The following is a 15661-nucleotide window of genomic DNA, read 5'->3' on the forward strand; positions in this document are numbered from 1 at the left end:
AATGAGTGAACCCGTACAATTTCCGCTGGCCGCGGTGGTCGGTGCCGACGACCTGAAGCTGGCGCTGTGCCTGACGGCCATCGACCCGAAAATCGGCGGTGTGCTGATCGAAGGGCCGCGCGGCATGGCCAAGAGTACGCTGGCCCGTGGCCTGGCTGACCTGCTAGGCGAGGGGCCATTCGTCACCTTGCCGCTGGGTGCCAGCGAGGAACGGCTGGTCGGCACCCTGGACTTGGGCGCCGCGCTGGGGCAGGGCAAGGCGCAGTTCTCCCCGGGCGTGCTGGCCCAGGCTGACGGTGGCGTGCTGTATGTCGATGAGGTCAACCTGCTGCCCGACACCCTGGTCGACCTGTTGCTCGACGTGGCGGCCAGTGGCACCAACCGTATCGAGCGTGACGGCATCTCGCACCGGCACAGTGCCCGTTTCGTACTGATCGGCACCATGAACCCTGAAGAGGGCGAGCTGCGCCCGCAACTGCTCGACCGCTTTGGCCTGAATGTGGCCCTGGAAGGTTCGCCCGAGCCTGAGGCGCGTCAGCAGATCATTCGCCGTCGTCTGGCCTTCGACAGCGACCCGCACGCCTTCTGTGCCCACTGGGCTACGGCCCAGGCGCAGTTGCGCGAACGCTGCCAGGCGGCACGCCGGGCCTTGACCGGCATAGCGCTGGACGACCAGGCGCTGTCGTGGATCACCGAGCGCTGCTATGCCGCTGGCGTCGATGGCCTGCGCGCAGACCTGGTGTGGCTGCGCGCTGCGCGCGCCCACTGCGCCTGGCGCGGGGGGGCGGCTATTGATGAAGCGGATGTCGACGCGGTGGCCGAGTTTGCCTTGCGCCATCGTCGCCAAGTGGCGCCCCAGGCCCCTTCGCCGTCGGCGCCGCCGCAGCCCGATCAGCAGGGTGCCAGTAACCTTGGCGAACAGGGCGGGCAGGGTGACTGGGGGGCGTTGCCGGCGCAGCCGGTGGCCAGCGGTGCCCGCCGCGAGGTGCCGAACTGGGCAAAAAAGCCCTGAGCATTCGCCAGCCACCTGCCAAAGGGGCGGATGCCAGACCTGGCGCAGGCAAGCAGTGCGGGGCCAGCCGTGGCCGGGCACGCAATGCGGCGAGCGGTCGGGTGGCCTGGCTGCCGACTTTGCTCAAGGGGCGGCCACGGTTGCCCCAGGACCTGTGCTGGCAGCAGCGCCAGGCCAGGCCCGCAGAGCTATGGCTGGTGATTGTCGATGCCTCGGCCTCCACCCGTCGCCATCAGGCACTGGCGCAAACCAAAGGGCTGCTGGCAGCCCTGTTCGACCAGGCTTACCGCCAGCGCGCCCGGTTGGCCCTGCTCACCGCCAGCGGGCAAACGCCACAATGGCAACGCCACGGCCTGAAGGCCTCGGCGGCCTTGCAGCCCTGGCTGCAGGCCTTGGGTGCCGGTGGCGGTACGCCGCTGATCGCCGCGTTGGAACAGGCTCGGCACTGGCTTCTGGCGCGCCAGCGCGCCCATCCGACTGAAGCCATACGCTGCCTGGTCTTTACCGACGGTCGCCTGCAACATTGGAATGCCGTGCAGCCCATGCCCTGTGCAACGTTATTGGTGGATATGGAACTTGCCCCCGTTCGTCTCGGGCGCGCACAGCGTCTGGCTGAGCAATTGCAGGCCGATTACCAGCACTTGCAGCACTTCAAAGTCTTGGACTGAACCGTATTGGCGCGACACTATGTCGCAATGGGAAAGTTGCCAGAACAGCAACTTTGCATGCAAACAAGTGCGTGACGTTGCACGCACTTGAATTGCCGGGCGTTATTACTTCGGCATCGACCACGGTTGCAGGTCGTACCCTTTTTCGCACAGTTCGGCGCGCACTTCCTCGATCAGGCTGGCCCACTGGGCCGGGTCTGAATAGATACGCGAGGACACTTGTTTGCTGCCGATGCGGGTGCTGGTCCGGTCGATCACTGCCAGGCTCAGTTCACCAGTACCGTTGGGTGCATCCCAGGCTACGCACTGGAAAGGTTCGAAGGCGTGGTCGGCAATCAGCAGTGCTTCGTTGACACGGAGCGGGGCATTCATGGTTCGGTCTCTCTATGGTCCCAAACAGCGAAGTTAAGTCCGCGTTGCTTCAAAGTCGCCTCAATCATCGCGAAGTGCAGCGCGGGGTTATGTGTACTGATGCTCGTTGTCCGGGGGCAAGTCACACAATGGATGTAAAATTTTTTGTCAGGGTCGAATCCGTTCTTGCCTGCGCCGCCATGTGATGTCGATAAAACGCGAAAATTCCCGTGACGCTTTGTAAAAAAATGCGTCGGCAGACAGACGGTACTGGGAACCGTCAACTTCGTTGCTACTGTTAAACGGGCGCCACAACTTGCTGTTTTACTTCATAAAACCAAAAACTGGCGCCAAGGATCGGTCATGCAACAGCTTGCCGCCCAACGCCGTTTGCTTATCGTCGACCCCTGCGACGACTGCCACCGATTGTTACCTGGCCTGCGCAGCGCTGGCTGGGATGTGGACAGCTGCGTGCTCGGAGGGGCGCTGGACCATCCTTGTGATGTAGGCCTGTTGCGCTTGCAGGCTTCGCACCTCAGGCACCCGGATGCGGTCAAGGACATGATCAAACGCAGCAATACCGAATGGATTGCCGTGCTCAGTGCCGAACAACTGCGCATGCCGGCCGTCGGCGATTTTGTCTGCGAATGGTTCTTCGACTTCCACACCCTGCCATTCGACGTCTCCCGCGTGCAGGTCACCCTTGGCCGGGCGTTCGGCATGGCGCGCTTGCGGGGTAAAGGGGCGGTGAAGGTGGATGAAGCCACCCACGAACTGCTCGGCGAAAGCCGGCCGATCCGTGAGTTGCGCAAGTTGCTGGGCAAACTGGCGCCCACCGAGTCGCCAGTGCTGATCCGAGGCGAAAGCGGTACCGGCAAGGAGCTGGTGGCGCGCACCCTGCACCGCCAGTCGCAACGCAGCGAGCAGCCCTTCGTTGCCATCAACTGCGGGGCTATTCCCGAGCACCTGATCCAGTCCGAACTGTTCGGTCATGAGAAGGGTGCCTTCACCGGTGCGCACCAGCGCAAGGCCGGGCGCATCGAAGCGGCCCATGGGGGCACGTTGTTTCTCGATGAAATCGGTGACTTGCCGCTGGAGTTGCAGGCCAACCTGCTGCGCTTTCTGCAGGAAAAGCACATCGAGCGGGTGGGCGGTAGCCAGCCGATCCCGGTGGATGTACGCGTGCTGGCGGCCACCCATGTGGACCTGGAACGGGCCATCGAGCAAGGGCGCTTTCGCGAAGACCTGTATTACCGCCTGAACGTGTTGCAGGTGGTGACCGCGCCGTTGCGCGACCGGCATGGTGACCTCTCGATGCTGGCCAGCCACTTTGCTCATTTTTACAGCCTGGAAACCGGGCGCCGGCCCCGCTCGTTCAGCGACCACGCCCTGGCGGCGATGGGCCGGCATGACTGGCCGGGCAATGTGCGCGAGCTGGCCAACCGCGTACGCCGTGGTCTGGTGCTGGCCGAAGGGCGGCAGATCGAGGCGCAGGACCTGGGGCTGCAGCTGCTCGACCAGGAGCAACAGCCGCTGGGTACGTTGGAAGAGTACAAGCACCGGGCCGAACGCCAGGCACTGTGCGATGTGCTGAACCGGCACAGTGACAACCTGAGTGTGGCGGCCAAGGTGCTGGGGATTTCACGGCCGACGTTTTACCGGCTGCTGCACAAGCATCAGATTCGCTGATTGAAGCCAAGGCATTTGTTGGATGGCACCGGCTGCGCCGGTGTTCGCGGGTGAACCCGCTCCTACAGGGATTTTCACCGCTTCGAATGCTGTGATTTCCCTGTGGGAGCGGCTTTAGCCGCGAAGAGGCCCGTGCAGGCTACCGATCAATGCGGCCCGCGCGGGATGGTTTTCAGCAGGTCTTCCGGGCTGATGTGCCCCACCACCTGGGCCACCGCGCTGCCTGGGGTAGGCAGGTCGATGATGTGGCTCTTCATCTTGCCGATCACATGCATTTCGCACGGTTTGCAGTCGAACTTCAGGGTCAGCACTTCGTCACCCTGGATCAGCTGCATCGGTGCCACCTTGGTGCGCACGCCGGTCACGCCCTTGGCCTGCTTGGGGCACAGGTTGAAGGAGAAGCGCAGGCAATGCTTGGTGATCATCACCGGCACTTCGCCGTGCTCTTCATGGGCCTCGTAGGCCGCGTCGATCAGTTGCACGCCGTGGCGGTGGTAGAAGTCGCGGGCCTTCTGGTTGTACACATTGGCCAGGAACGACAGGTGCGACTCGGGGTAAACCGGTGGCGGCGTGGTCTCGGCCTTGCGCCCGCCACGCGGGTGCGCCTTGATACGCGCTTCGGTCAGTGCCTCGATGGCTTCACGGCGCAGGGCCTTGAGCTGCGAATTGGGGATGAAGTACGCCTGCGGGGCGTCCAGCTGGATGCTGTCGGCGTGGTACATCGTGGTACCCAGCTGGCCCAGCAGGTCATGCAACTGGTCCAGCGCCTGCTGCGGTTTGTTGGCCGCACCGAACGGGCCATCCAGGGCCACCTGCACGCTCACGCCTTCCTCGCTGCTCAGGGTCAGCATCAGGCGCTGCTCGCGCAGTACTGCGTGCCACTCCACGCCGATCCGGCGCTCGGACGAGGTGCGTTGCAAGGCCTGCTGCCAGTTGTGGTCGAGGTTGCGCGACAGCGGGTGGTTGGGCCGCAGCTTGTAGAGGCCCTCGGGCATTTCGTTGGGCTCGACACGGTAGCGGTAGCGCGTGTGGCCGTCCTCCACGAACTCGCCGCGAGGCTCGGCGATGTTGGCACGGAAGCCCACCACTTCGCGCTTGACCAGCACGTTGAGGCCGTCGCCGTTGGTCAGCGGTACGTCGGTAACCACTTGCATGTCACGCTTGCCCACCTTTTCCACCACGCCCACCGGCAGGCCAGTAAAGGTTGGTGAGTCGAAGGCGCCGATATCGACTTTGCGGTCGGTGACGAAGTAGTCGGTACTGCCACGGTGGAAGGTCTTGTCCGGGTCGGGCAGGAAGAAGTGCTCGGTGCGGCCGCTGGATGCACGGGCATAGGCCGGGCGGCCTTCGAGGATGGCGTCGAGCTCTTTGCGGTAGTGGGCCGTGATGTTCTTCACGTAGCCCATGTCCTTGTAGCGGCCCTCGATCTTGAACGAGCGCACGCCGGCATCGACCAGGTCGGCCAGGTTGGCAGTCTGGTTGTTGTCCTTCATCGACAGCAGGTGTTTTTCGAACGCCACCACGCGGCCTTGGTCATCTTTCAGGGTGTACGGCAGGCGGCAGGCCTGCGAGCAATCGCCCCGGTTGGCGCTGCGGCCGGTTTGCGCGTGGGAAATGTTGCACTGGCCGGAGAAGGCCACGCACAGCGCGCCGTGGATGAAGAACTCGATGGCGGCGTCGGTTTCGGCGGCAATGGCGCGGATTTGCTGCAGGTTCAGCTCACGGGCCAGTACCAGTTGCGAGAAACCGGCCTGGTCGAGGAACTTGGCCCGCTCCAGGGTACGGATGTCGGTCTGCGTACTGGCGTGCAGCTCGATCGGCGGAATGTCCAGCTCCATCACCCCCAGGTCCTGCACGATCAGTGCGTCGACACCGGCGTCGTACAGCTGGTGGATCAGCTTGCGCGCCGGTTCCAGCTCGTTGTCGTGGAGGATGGTGTTGATGGTGGTGAACACGCGTGCGTGGTAGCGACGGGCGAACTCGACCAGTTCGGCGATATCGCTGACTTCGTTGCAGGCGTTATGGCGCGCGCCAAAGCTCGGGCCGCCGATATAGATGGCATCAGCGCCGTGCAGGATCGCTTCACGGGCGATGGCCACGTCACGGGCAGGGCTGAGCAGTTCCAGGTGATTCTTTGGAAGGGACATGTCGTTATATTTTCGGGCTGTCACGGTAGGCGGGCATTGTAGCGGCGAAACGGGCTGGCGGCATCATCGGGGTGCCGGGAGGTGCAAGGTGGGAGCGCAGGCGGCTCCCACAAAGAGCAGGTCAGCGCTTGGCGGCCATTGCGGTCACTTCAACGCGCATACCTTCGAACGCCAGGGAGGCGACACCCACGGCGGCGCGCACCGGCCAGGGCTTGCTGAAGAAACGCTGATACACCTCGTTGAACGCGGCACGGTCGGCCATGTCGGTCAGGTAGATGGTCAGGTGCAGCACGCGGTCCATGCCGCTGCCGGCTTTCTCCAGCGCCACTTTCAGCGCCTGCAGGGTGCATTCGCTTTGTTCGACGATGCCGCCCAGTTCCAGGCTGCCATCGGCGTGGGTCGGGATCTGGGTGGTGACCAGCACGCCGTTGTATTCGGCGACGTCGGACGAAATCGACTCGGCGTCCGGGTCCGGGGTGTAGATGATGTCTGCGTTTGCCATGGTGTGTCTTGCCTTGCAACGGAAGGAAAGCGGCAAGCCTACGCGAGCGGGGCGGGCGGGTCGAGGGTGCCCCGGTGTTTGAAATGCGCGGCGTTCACCGTCAGAATCGCGCCCCATTGCAAAACCGGGGGTTTACGGTGAACGAACAGACTTTGTCCAGGCGCCTGGAGCGCGTGGCAGCCCATGTACCACAGGGCGCGCGCCTGGCCGACATTGGCTCGGACCACGGCTACCTGCCGGTGGCCTTGATGCTGCGGGGTGTGATCGAGGCCGGGGTAGCGGGGGAAGTGGCGCAGACGCCGTTCGCCTCGGCCCAGCGCAATGTTCGCAGGAACGGCCTGGAAGACTGCATCACCGTGCGCCTGGCCGATGGCCTGGCCGCAGTGGAGGCAAACGACCGTATTTCGGTGATCAGCATCTGCGGCATGGGGGGCGACACCATGTGCGACATTCTGCAGGCCGGCAAGCAGCGCCTTGCTGGCGTCATGCGCCTGGTGTTGCAGCCCAATGGCGCTGAGCGCGAGCTGCGCGAGTGGCTGGCGGGTAACGGTTACCGCATCGTCAACGAAGAACTGCTGCGGGAAAACCGCTTCGACTACGAAATCATCGTTGCCGAGCCCGGCGAGGCTGCGTACACCGCTGAACAGCTGTACTTCGGCCCGGTGCTGTTGCAGGAGAAAGGCGAGGCGTTTCGGGTGAAGTGGCGGCGCATGCTGAAACAGAAGCAGCAAACCCTGGCCAACTTCGAACGTGCCCGCGATGCGGTGCCTCAGGAAAAGATCGACGACTTCAATCGGCAGGTGGGCTGGATCACCCAGGTGCTGGCCTGACTCACTGCTGCGAGCAGTTGCCCATTTCGCGGTAGTCCACTTCGCGTTTCTGGCCTTGATGGTCGACGTACACCATGTGCGCCGTGCCAACCTGGCAGTCGGCGGCATTACTGGCCGGGGTGATGGAGATCACTTTGGCCACATCCAGCGGCATGCCGTACTCGTAATTGCTGCTCACAGGCTGGTTTTTGGCGGTATCGGCGAAGGCACCGAACGTGCTGAGGGCAGCGGCAACGGCAATTACAGCGATCGAACGTTTCATGGCAGGCTCCTTGTGTTCAATGTATGGCTAATGATGTATTCATTGGTGATCCACAATAAATGGGCTAAGCCGTGATAGATTCCTGCCTGTAACGCAAGAATAAGACTGAACAAGGAGCACACTGTCATGGACATGCTGCATGCCATGCGTACCTTCGCCCGTGTGGTGGAATGCGGCAGCTTCGCTGCAGCCGCCAATGCCCTGGACATCTCTGCGGCGCAGGTTTCGCGCATTGTTGCCGAGCTGGAAAACCAGCTGCAGACCCGCCTGCTGCACCGCACCACCCGGCGCCTGCGCATGAGCGAGGCCGGTGAGCGGTTTCTGGAGCGGGCGCGGCAGATCATGCTGCTGACCGAAGAAGCGGTGGGTGAGGCGCGTGGCGCGCACCTCACGCCTCGCGGCCACCTGCGTTTGCATTGCCCGCACGGCCTGGGGCTGTTGCTGATGCCGCTGGTGGCCGGCTACAACGCGTTGTGCCCGGAAGTGGTGATCGAGCTGACGCTGTCCCAGCGCAACCCAGACCCGTTGGCCGAAGGCCATGACGTGGTGATCACCGTGGACGGTGCGCTGCCGGACTCACAGCTGATTGCTGTGCCGCTTGGCGATATCTTCAGTATCCCCTGCGCAGCACCCAGCTATCTGGAGCGGCATGGCGTCCCTGAACGCCCCGAGGACCTGCATGCGCATCGCTGCCTGCGGATGGCTTATCCCATGTATGAAGGCGACTGGGTATTCCCCCAGGGTGTGGATCAGTGCGTGATCGCACCGCGTGACAATTTTTCCACCAACGTGGCCGATGCCATGCTGGTGGCCAGTGAGCTGGGCATGGGGATCGGCCTGCTGCCGTTCTATACCGCCAGCCAGGCCATCGAGCAAGGGCGTTTGTGCCGGCTGCTGGCGCCGTACCGCCTGCGCGAAAGTGCGCTGTACGCGATGTACCCGTCACGGCATTACCTGGATGCCAAGGTGCGGACCTGGATCGACTACCTCAAAGAGCAACTCCCGGCGCTGTTCGAGGGGCATGCGAAGGTGGTGGATGATGCGCGGTATTGGCGCTAGGCGTTAAAGCTGCCCCCTGTAGGAGCGGCCTTGTGTCGCGAAAGGGCTGCACAGCAGCCCCAGGATTTCAGCATCAATGCACAAATTGCCGGGGCTGCTACGCAGCCCTTTCGCGACACAAGGCCGCTCCTACAGGTATCGCGCAAGTCTTTAAAGGGGATAGTGCTTCAACTCCCGCGCAATCAGCATGCGCTGGATCTCGCTCGACCCTTCATAAATCTGCGTAATCCGCGCATCCCGGTAGTACCGCTCCACCGGGTAGTCCTCCAGGTAGCCATACCCGCCATGCACCTGGATCGCCATCGAGCAGACCCGCTCGGCCATTTCCGAAGCGAACAGCTTGGCCTGTGACGCCTCCGACAGGCACGGCTTGCCGGCGCTGCGCAGGCGGGCGGCATGCAGGATCAGCAACCGTGCGGCATTCACCTGCACCTGCATGTCGGCCAGCAGGTTGGCGATGCTCTGGTGTTCGTTGATCGGCTTGCCGAACTGCACGCGGTCACGTGAGTACACCACTGCCGCCTCGAACGCGGCGCGGGCGATGCCCAAGGCCTGGGCGGCGATACCGATACGGCCGCCTTCCAGGTTGGACAGGGCGATGGCCAGGCCCTTGCCACGCTCGCCGAGGATATTGGCGGCAGGAATGCGGCAGTTGTCGAAGGTAACTGCGCAGGTATCCGAGGCACGGATGCCCATCTTGTGCTCGCTGCGGTCAACCTTGAACCCCGGGTTGTCGGTGGGCACCAGGAACGCCGACAAACCTTTCTTGCCCAGCTCCGGGTCGGTGACTGCGAAGACGATGGCCAGGCCGGCGCGGCGGGCATTACTGACGAACTGTTTGGCGCCATTGATGACCCACTCGCCATCGACCAACTCGGCGCGGGTGCGCAGGTTGTGTGCCTCGGAACCTGCTTGCGGTTCGGTCAGGCAGAAGCAGCCGATCACTTCGCCACTGGCCAGGCGCGGCAGCCATTGCTGTTGCTGGTCGGCAGTACCGTAAGCCAGCAGCGGGCCGCAGCCTACCGAGTTGTGAATGCTCATCATCGCCCCGGTGGCGCCGCAGCCCGCGGCAATTTCTTCCACGGCCAGGGCGTAGGCCACGTAGTCGGTGTAACTGCCGCCGAAGTCCTCTGGCACCACCATGCCCAGCAGGCCCAGTTCGCCCATTTTGCGCACCACGCCATCATCGATCCAGCCGGCCTTTTCCCAGGCCTGGGCATGCGGGGCGATCTCGCCACGGGCAAAGTCCCGGGCCATGTCGCGGATCATGATTTGTTCTTCGCTCAGTTCCAGGTCTTGCATCTGTGTACTCCCGGGCTCACAGGCCTTCGAAGAATTGGTCGACCCGCTGTTGCTGCAGCGCGGCCAGGGTCGGCGGGTTCCAGCGGGGCTGCTTGTCTTTGTCGATGATCAGCGCGCGCACGCCTTCGATGATGTCGCCGTGCCGGAACCACTGGCGGTCCAGGTGCAGCTCCATGGCGAAGCAGTCGTCCAGGCCCAGGTGGCGGCCACGGCGCAACATCTCCAGCGTAACCGCCATGGCCAGCGGCGAGCGGCTTTCCAGCTGGTCGGCAGTGGCGAGGGCCCAGGCATGGCTGCCGCCGATGCTGACGGCACGCAACTGTTCGACGATGGCCTGCACGGTAGGCAGGGCGAAGAAGTGGTCGATGGCCGGGCGCAGTGTTTCCAGTGGAGCATCGTCCAGCACCTGCGTGCCCAGCTTGGCCAGCAGGTTCTGCAGGTCTTTGAGCGGGTTGTCGCCAAAGCTCAACTGGTCCAGGCCTTGGTCAAGGGCGGCGAGTTGGTCGCTGGCCAGGTACCAGTCGGCCAGGCCGCAGTACAACGCGTCGGCCGCCTGGATTTGTGCGCCGCTGACGCCCAGGTAGATGCCCAGCTCGCCAGGGATACGCGACAGGAAGTAGCTGCCACCCACATCCGGGAAATAGCCGATGCCCACTTCGGGCATGCCCAGGCGGCTTCGCTCGGTAACCACGCGCAGGTCGCAGCCTTGGGCCAGGCCCATGCCGCCACCCAGGGTAAAGCCGTCCATCAGCACCAGCACCGGCTTGCGGTAGCGGTGGATGAGCAGGTCAAGGGCGTATTCTTCGACGAAGAAGGTTTCATGCAGCGTGTCGCCAGCTTTGAAGCTGTCGTGCAGCGAGCGGATGTCACCGCCGGCACAGAAGCCCTTTGGGCCTTCGCCGCGCAGCACCACCGCTCGCACGTGCGGGTCTTCGGCCCACTGGTCCAGGTGCTGGCGCAGGCTGCGGACCATATCCAGGGTCAGGGCATTGAGGCCGGCGGGGCGGTTCAGGGTCAGGTGGCCGATCTGGTTGCGGACCTCGGCCAGTACATGCTCGGTTACCGAGGCTTGAGCGTGCGCAGTCATTGCGTTCTCCCTGCTTTGTTATTGATTTTCCAAGTGAAGTCTGGAGTTCGCTGGAGGATCGCAGGATCCTGTCATGCGAATTTGCCTCGCACAATCGACAATTATGCAGGGGCATCGTGCATTTTTGCTGTTAGCCAGTCGCCCAGCCTGGTAGATCATTAATCTGAGCGTAACGAACCCACTGGTAGCTTGATTGATCCGTCAAGCAGCACAGCCCTAAGGTGACCCCACGACAGCGAACCCGTGGAGTCACCATGACAATAACGCAGAATCCACCGCCGCAATGGTCGCGGCGGCGCGCCGAAAAGCAGCGCCGCCTTGATCGGGTACGCCACCTCGCCGACGGCGTGGTGCTGCCCACCGAACGTATGGTCGAAGCTCTGGAACTGTTGCTGGCCCCTGGCGACCGGGTGGTGCTGGAAGGCAACAACCAGAAGCAGGCAGACTTCCTCTCACGCTCGCTGGCCAAGGTCGACCCCGGGCGCCTGCACGACCTGCACATGATCATGCCCAGCGTCAGCCGCGCCGAGCACCTGGACCTGTTCGAACGCGGTATCGCCCGCAAGCTCGACTTTTCCTTTGCCGGCCCGCAGAGCCTGCGCATCGGCCAATTGCTGGAAGATGGCCTGCTCGAAGTCGGCGCCATCCACACCTACATCGAGCTTTACTCGCGGCTGCTGGTCGACCTGATCCCCAACGTCACCCTGGTGGCCGGCTTCATGGCCGACCGTGACGGTAACCTGTACACCGGCCCCAGCACCGAAGACACGCCGGCACTGGTAGAGCCGGCCGCCTTCAGCGACGGCATCGTCATTGCCCAGGTCAACCAGCTGGTGGACCGCGTGGACGACCTGCCACGGGTGGATATCCCGGCCTCCTGGGTCGATTTCGTGGTGGTCGCCGACCAGCCCTTCTACATAGAACCGCTGTTCACCCGCGACCCGCGCCATATCAAGCCGGTGCATGTGCTGATGGCGATGATGGCCATTCGTGGCATCTACGAAAAACACCAGGTGCAGTCGCTGAACCATGGCATTGGCTTCAACACCGCCGCCATCGAACTGATCCTGCCCACCTACGGCGAGTCGCTGGGCCTGAAGGGCAAGATTTGCCGCAACTGGACGCTCAACCCGCACCCAACCTTGATTCCGGCTATCGAGACCGGCTGGGTGCAAAGCGTGCATTGCTTCGGCACCGAGCTGGGCATGGAGCACTACATCGCCCAGCGCCCGGACGTGTTCTTCACCGGCCGCGATGGCTCGATGCGTTCCAACCGCATGATGTGCCAGCTGGCGGGGCAATACGCTGTCGACCTGTTCATCGGCGCCACCTTGCAGGTGGATGGCGATGGCCATTCCTCCACCGTCACCCGCGGCCGCCTGGCCGGTTTTGGTGGTGCACCGAACATGGGCCACGACCCGCGCGGCCGACGCCACGCTACCCCGGCCTGGCTCGACATGACGGTGCCGGACACAATGCTCGAACGCGGCCGCAAGCTGGTGGTGCAAATGGTCGAGACCTATCAGGAAGGCGGCAAGCCCACCTTCGTGGAAACCCTCGATGCCGTGGAAGTGGCCAAGAGGGCCGGCATGCCGTTGGCACCGGTAATGATCTATGGCGACGACGTCACTCACCTGCTGACCGAAGAGGGCATTGCCTACCTGTACAAGGCCCGCAGCCTGGAAGAACGCCAGCAGATGATCGCCGCCGTGGCCGGGGTCACCGCCATCGGCCTGCGGCATGACCCGAAAGATACCTTGCGCATGCGCCAACAGGGCCTGATCGCCTTGCCCGAAGACCTCGGCATCCGCCGCACCGACGCCAACCGCGAACTGCTGGCCGCGCGCAGCATCGCCGACCTGGTCGAGTGGTCCGGCGGCCTCTACAACCCGCCTGCACGGTTCAGGAGCTGGTGATGAACGCACACAACCTGAGCCCCGAACCTGGCGCGTTCTCTGTAGGAGCGAGCTTGCTCGCGATGAGGCCCGCCCAAGCAACCGAAATCCCCTTGGCCGACCACCTGGCCGACCTGGCCGTAGAAGCCCTGATCGACGAAGCCGACCTGTCCCCCAAACCCGGCCTGGTCGACCGCCGCAGCAACGGCGCCCACTCCGACATGTCGCTGCCCCTGATGCACGCTTCGGCGCTGTCACTGTGGCCCTGCCTGCGGCAAATGGCCGAAGCTGCGCAATCCTTCGGCGAAATCAGCCAACCCCTGCGCGCCTCGCTCGGCCAGTTCGGCCGTGAAGGCGAGGCTGCCATGCTCGCCACCACCGGGGGGGTAAACACCCATCGCGGCGCAATCTGGGCCCTCGGCCTGCTGGTAGCGGCCACGGCCCTCGATCCCCTTGCAGACGCCAACACCCTGGCCGCCCGCGCCGGGCGCCTCGCCTTGCTGGACGACCCGGCCATGGTCCCGCAAGACAGCCACGGCCAGCAGGTCCGCCGCCGCTACGGCACCGGCGGCGCCCGCGAGCAGGCGCAACAAGGCTTCCCCGCCGTCATCGGCCATGGCCTGCCGCAACTGCAACGCAGCCGCGCCGCCGGTGCCAGCGAGCAACACGCCCGGCTCGACGCGCTGCTGGCGATCATGGCCGTGCTCAGCGACACCTGCGTGCTCTGGCGCAGCGGGCCAGCCGGCCTGGCCACCGTGCAGCAAGGCGCGCTGGCCGTACTGGCCGAAGGCGGCAGCGCCACCCTGGCCGGGCGCCGCAAACTGCGCCAGCTAGACCAGCACCTGCTGCACCTGAACGCCTCACCGGGCGGCGCCGCCGACTTGCTGGCCGCCTGCCTGTTCCTCGACAAAGCCGGGAGCCTGTGACATGGAAACCCTGAATTTTCAATTTCCCGCCGCCGAACCGGGGCGTGGTCGCACGCTGGTGGGCTGCGTCAGCTCCGGCGACCTGGAAGTACTGATCGAGCCTGGCACTGCCGACAGCCTGAACATCCAGGTGGTCACCTCGGTCAACGGCAGCGCTGCCCGCTGGGCGCAACTGTTCCAGCGCCTGTTCGAGGGCCGCGCCTGGCCGGCCGTGAACATCGATATCCATGACTTCGGCGCCACCCCTGGCGTGGTACGCCTGCGCCTTGAGCAAGGCTTCGAGGAGATTGCCCATGACTGACACTGAACGCTTGCTGCAAAGCCGTAGCTTTGTCGAACTGGGCGCCCGCCAACGGGCGCGAGCCATGCTTGACCCAGGCAGCTTCCGCGAATTGCTGGGGCCGTTCGATCGGCTGATGTCACCCTGGTTACCGCGCCAGGGCATCGTGCCCCAGGCCGATGATGGCGTGGTGATCGCCAAGGGGCGGCTGAACGGGCGCCAAGCGGTGGTAGCCGCCATCGAAGGCGGCTTCCAGGGCGGCAGCATGGGTGAGGTGGGCGGTGCCAAAATCGCCGGTGCGCTGGAGCTGGCCATCGAAGACAACCGCAACGGCATCCCCACGTGTGCCGTGTTGCTGCTGGAAACGGGCGGGGTGCGCCTGCAAGAGGCCAACCTGGGCCTGGCAGCCATTGCCGAGATTCAGGCCGCCATTGTCGAACTGCGGGCCTGGCAACCGGTGATCGGTTTGATCGCAGGTTCGGTCGGCTGCTTTGGCGGCATGTCCATCGCCGCAGGCCTGTGCAGCCACTTGCTGGTCACCCGCGAAGCCCGCCTGGGCCTCAACGGCCCGCAAGTGATCGAGCAGGAAGCCGGCATCGGCGAATACGACGCCAAGGACCGCCCCTTCATCTGGAGCCTGAGCGGTGGCGAACAGCGCCATGCCAGCGGATTGGTGGACGGCTATGTGGCCGACGACATCGATGCACTGCGCGAACGCTTGCTGCAACTGCTGGACGCACCTTCCAGAGATCGCGCCAGCCAGCATGCCTGGTTCCTCGACAGGCTGGCCCGGCTGGGCGATGACTGCCCGCAACTGGATGCCGCCGCCGTACGCGCCCTTTATCAAGGAGAAGCCCAATGAACCGTGCCCTGAACTGGCTGCCGGGCCTGGCCGGCGGGCAAGCTTTGCCCGGTTACCCCGCATCGTTGCGGGTGATCGATGGCGAACTGGACAACCGCCTGGCGCGCTTCATCGCCGTGGTGCCTGATGCTGAAAACCCGTTCCCCCGCGCACGCTCGGGCGAGGTCGGCCTGCTGGAAGGCTGGGGCCTGGCCAAGGCCGTGAGCGAGGCAGTGGCGGCTGACCGCAACGGGCAGAAGCGGGCCATTGTCGCGGTGATCGATGTACCCAGCCAGGCCTATGGCCGCCGTGAGGAGGCCTTGGGTATCCATCAGGCCTTGGCCGGTGCCGTGCAGGCCTATGCCCAGGCGCGGCTGGCCGGGCACCCGGTGATCGGCTTGCTGGTTGGCAACGCCATGTCCGGTGCCTTCCTGGCTCATGGCTATCAGGCCCAGCGCCTGATCGCTCTGGACGATGCCGGGGTGATGGTGCATGCCATGGGCAAGGCAGCGGCGGCGCGGATTACCCTGCGCAGCGTCGAGCAACTGGAGGCTCTGGCGGCCGAGGTTCCACCCATGGCCTACGACCTGAACAGCTATGCCTCCCTTGGCTTGTTGTGGCGCCGCCTGACGGTGGAAAGCGCCGAGGCCCCGAGCGCCGCCGACATCGCGCAAGTGCGGGCTTGCCTGGCCGATGCCGTACGCGATATCGGCAACTCGACCGACCTGTCGTCACGATTGGCGGGCGAAAACCGCAGTGCATCACGCCAGGTACGTGAGCAGTTACGCCGCCAGTGGCAGGGCGCTTGAG

Annotated in this window: 16 protein-coding genes; 10 read left to right on the plus strand and 6 right to left on the minus strand. The window is 64.4% G+C overall.

What is annotated here, in order from left to right; translation table 11 throughout:
• Nucleotide 1: 1 nt before the first annotated feature.
• Complete coding sequence (locus tag QQ992_RS11745; RefSeq protein ID WP_286113484.1) at nucleotides 2–1012, plus strand: magnesium chelatase ATPase subunit I; 1011 nt, start codon at nucleotides 2–4, stop codon at nucleotides 1010–1012.
• Nucleotides 1013–1113: 101 nt separating this feature from the next.
• Nucleotides 1114–1680 (plus strand): vWA domain-containing protein, encoded by a 567-nt coding sequence (locus tag QQ992_RS11750; RefSeq protein ID WP_286113485.1) that lies wholly within the window; start codon nucleotides 1114–1116, stop codon nucleotides 1678–1680.
• A gap of 105 nt (nucleotides 1681–1785) precedes the next feature.
• Here QQ992_RS11750 and QQ992_RS11755 read toward each other — a convergent pair whose 3' ends face one another.
• Nucleotides 1786–2052 (minus strand): hypothetical protein, encoded by a 267-nt coding sequence (locus QQ992_RS11755; RefSeq protein WP_013972506.1) that lies wholly within the window; start codon nucleotides 2050–2052, stop codon nucleotides 1786–1788.
• A 342-nt stretch (nucleotides 2053–2394) separates the two neighbouring features.
• On the opposite strand from QQ992_RS11755, the gene QQ992_RS11760 reads away from it, so the two are divergent.
• Nucleotides 2395–3720 carry a sigma-54 dependent transcriptional regulator gene (locus QQ992_RS11760; protein WP_060496949.1) on the plus strand — a complete coding sequence of 442 codons (1326 nt, stop codon included), beginning with the start codon at nucleotides 2395–2397 and terminating at the stop codon, nucleotides 3718–3720.
• Between the two features lie 146 nt (nucleotides 3721–3866).
• Here QQ992_RS11760 and QQ992_RS11765 read toward each other — a convergent pair whose 3' ends face one another.
• A complete protein-coding gene (locus tag QQ992_RS11765; RefSeq protein WP_286113486.1) occupies nucleotides 3867–5867 on the minus strand; it encodes a peptidase U32 family protein in 2001 nt (666 codons plus the stop codon).
• 121 nt (nucleotides 5868–5988) lie between these two features.
• On the minus strand, nucleotides 5989–6369 hold the full coding sequence (locus QQ992_RS11770) for a RidA family protein (protein WP_003247927.1): 381 nt from the start codon (nucleotides 6367–6369) through the stop codon (nucleotides 5989–5991).
• A 137-nt stretch (nucleotides 6370–6506) separates the two neighbouring features.
• On the opposite strand from QQ992_RS11770, the gene QQ992_RS11775 reads away from it, so the two are divergent.
• Nucleotides 6507–7199 (plus strand): tRNA (adenine(22)-N(1))-methyltransferase, encoded by a 693-nt coding sequence (locus QQ992_RS11775; RefSeq protein WP_286113488.1) that lies wholly within the window; start codon nucleotides 6507–6509, stop codon nucleotides 7197–7199.
• Between the two features lies 1 nt (nucleotide 7200).
• Here QQ992_RS11775 and QQ992_RS11780 read toward each other — a convergent pair whose 3' ends face one another.
• Entirely contained in the window at nucleotides 7201–7461 is a 261-nt protein-coding gene (locus QQ992_RS11780; protein WP_105947556.1) for a DUF2790 domain-containing protein, read from the minus strand.
• Between the two features lie 126 nt (nucleotides 7462–7587).
• On the opposite strand from QQ992_RS11780, the gene QQ992_RS11785 reads away from it, so the two are divergent.
• Nucleotides 7588–8520, plus strand: a complete 933-nt coding sequence (locus QQ992_RS11785; RefSeq protein ID WP_016713940.1) for a LysR family transcriptional regulator — start codon at nucleotides 7588–7590, stop codon at nucleotides 8518–8520.
• A 150-nt stretch (nucleotides 8521–8670) separates the two neighbouring features.
• On the opposite strand, the gene QQ992_RS11790 is transcribed toward QQ992_RS11785, so the two are convergent.
• Together QQ992_RS11790 and QQ992_RS11795 are read right to left on the minus strand one after the other, a co-directional pair.
• Entirely contained in the window at nucleotides 8671–9822 is a 1152-nt protein-coding gene (locus QQ992_RS11790; protein WP_286113489.1) for an acyl-CoA dehydrogenase family protein, read from the minus strand.
• 16 nt (nucleotides 9823–9838) lie between these two features.
• Entirely contained in the window at nucleotides 9839–10909 is a 1071-nt protein-coding gene (locus QQ992_RS11795) for an enoyl-CoA hydratase/isomerase family protein (protein ID WP_286113490.1), read from the minus strand.
• 254 nt (nucleotides 10910–11163) lie between these two features.
• Between QQ992_RS11795 and mdcA the strand changes: the two genes are divergently transcribed.
• The 5 genes from mdcA to mdcE are packed head-to-tail and all read left to right on the plus strand — an operon-like array spanning nucleotide 11164 to nucleotide 15660.
• Nucleotides 11164–12825 carry a malonate decarboxylase subunit alpha gene (mdcA, locus tag QQ992_RS11800; protein WP_286113491.1) on the plus strand — a complete coding sequence of 554 codons (1662 nt, stop codon included), beginning with the start codon at nucleotides 11164–11166 and terminating at the stop codon, nucleotides 12823–12825.
• Nucleotides 12825–13730, plus strand: a complete 906-nt coding sequence (locus tag QQ992_RS11805) for a triphosphoribosyl-dephospho-CoA synthase (RefSeq protein WP_433963110.1) — start codon at nucleotides 12825–12827, stop codon at nucleotides 13728–13730. Before mdcA ends, QQ992_RS11805 begins: the two co-directional genes overlap by 1 nt.
• 1 nt (nucleotide 13731) lies before the next feature.
• On the plus strand, nucleotides 13732–14031 hold the full coding sequence (locus QQ992_RS11810) for a malonate decarboxylase subunit delta (RefSeq protein WP_286113492.1): 300 nt from the start codon (nucleotides 13732–13734) through the stop codon (nucleotides 14029–14031).
• Nucleotides 14024–14872 (plus strand): biotin-independent malonate decarboxylase subunit beta, encoded by an 849-nt coding sequence (locus tag QQ992_RS11815; protein ID WP_286113494.1) that lies wholly within the window; start codon nucleotides 14024–14026, stop codon nucleotides 14870–14872. Before QQ992_RS11810 ends, QQ992_RS11815 begins: the two co-directional genes overlap by 8 nt.
• Complete coding sequence (gene mdcE / locus QQ992_RS11820) at nucleotides 14869–15660, plus strand: biotin-independent malonate decarboxylase subunit gamma (protein ID WP_286113495.1); 792 nt, start codon at nucleotides 14869–14871, stop codon at nucleotides 15658–15660. The genes QQ992_RS11815 and mdcE overlap by 4 nt, the downstream gene beginning before the upstream one ends.
• Nucleotide 15661 lies beyond the last annotated feature (1 nt).

It is taken from the genome of Pseudomonas kurunegalensis (assembly GCF_030291635.1).
Classification (GTDB): domain Bacteria; phylum Pseudomonadota; class Gammaproteobacteria; order Pseudomonadales; family Pseudomonadaceae; genus Aquipseudomonas; species Aquipseudomonas monteilii.

Coding starts and splice junctions, on each gene's coding strand:
- QQ992_RS11780 (WP_105947556.1), bottom strand. CDS start 7,461: ATGAAACGTTCGATCGCTGTAATTGCCGTTGCCGCTGCCCTCAGCACG.
- QQ992_RS11765 (WP_286113486.1), bottom strand. CDS start 5,867: ATGTCCCTTCCAAAGAATCACCTGGAACTGCTCAGCCCTGCCCGTGAC.
- QQ992_RS11770 (WP_003247927.1), bottom strand. CDS start 6,369: ATGGCAAACGCAGACATCATCTACACCCCGGACCCGGACGCCGAGTCG.
- QQ992_RS11785 (WP_016713940.1), top strand. CDS start 7,588: ATGGACATGCTGCATGCCATGCGTACCTTCGCCCGTGTGGTGGAATGC.
- QQ992_RS11815 (WP_286113494.1), top strand. CDS start 14,024: ATGACTGACACTGAACGCTTGCTGCAAAGCCGTAGCTTTGTCGAACTG.
- QQ992_RS11745 (WP_286113484.1), top strand. CDS start 2: ATGAGTGAACCCGTACAATTTCCGCTGGCCGCGGTGGTCGGTGCCGAC.
- mdcA (WP_286113491.1), top strand. CDS start 11,164: ATGACAATAACGCAGAATCCACCGCCGCAATGGTCGCGGCGGCGCGCC.
- QQ992_RS11810 (WP_286113492.1), top strand. CDS start 13,732: ATGGAAACCCTGAATTTTCAATTTCCCGCCGCCGAACCGGGGCGTGGT.
- QQ992_RS11805 (WP_433963110.1), top strand. CDS start 12,825: ATGAACGCACACAACCTGAGCCCCGAACCTGGCGCGTTCTCTGTAGGA.
- mdcE (WP_286113495.1), top strand. CDS start 14,869: ATGAACCGTGCCCTGAACTGGCTGCCGGGCCTGGCCGGCGGGCAAGCT.
- QQ992_RS11790 (WP_286113489.1), bottom strand. CDS start 9,822: ATGCAAGACCTGGAACTGAGCGAAGAACAAATCATGATCCGCGACATG.
- QQ992_RS11760 (WP_060496949.1), top strand. CDS start 2,395: ATGCAACAGCTTGCCGCCCAACGCCGTTTGCTTATCGTCGACCCCTGC.
- QQ992_RS11755 (WP_013972506.1), bottom strand. CDS start 2,052: ATGAATGCCCCGCTCCGTGTCAACGAAGCACTGCTGATTGCCGACCAC.
- QQ992_RS11795 (WP_286113490.1), bottom strand. CDS start 10,909: ATGACTGCGCACGCTCAAGCCTCGGTAACCGAGCATGTACTGGCCGAG.